1 protein-coding gene is annotated in these 283 nt (G+C 31.8%); it reads right to left on the reverse strand.

What is annotated here, in order from left to right; translation table 11 throughout:
- A partial coding sequence (locus tag UNSWCS_RS12295) for a hypothetical protein (protein ID WP_035144372.1) occupies nt 1-283 on the reverse strand: 283 nt, incomplete at both ends.

Genomic DNA, 283 nt, shown 5'->3' on the forward strand with positions numbered 1-283 from the left:
ATTTAGTATTATTGAGCCACTATTAAAATGTCCTAGAAATTTTTCATCGTCTTTTCCTTTTGCGAATTTATCATCAATTATTCTCAAAGATATGCCATCTAGATCAAGACCTGACATACTTGCAAATAGCTGTATAAATTTATTTCCTAAGGCCTCTTTTTCTTCTATTGTAACACTATCATCCGTTAGTTTTTGAGCCAGCTCTTTACCTAATAGTTTTCCAGCTTCATACTGTGCAACATTTTCTTTTACTTCACTATTAAAATTAAGCTCGCCTGTTTCT

It is taken from the genome of Campylobacter concisus UNSWCS, assembly GCF_000466685.1.
GTDB classification, from domain to species: Bacteria; Campylobacterota; Campylobacteria; order Campylobacterales; family Campylobacteraceae; genus Campylobacter_A; species Campylobacter_A concisus_A.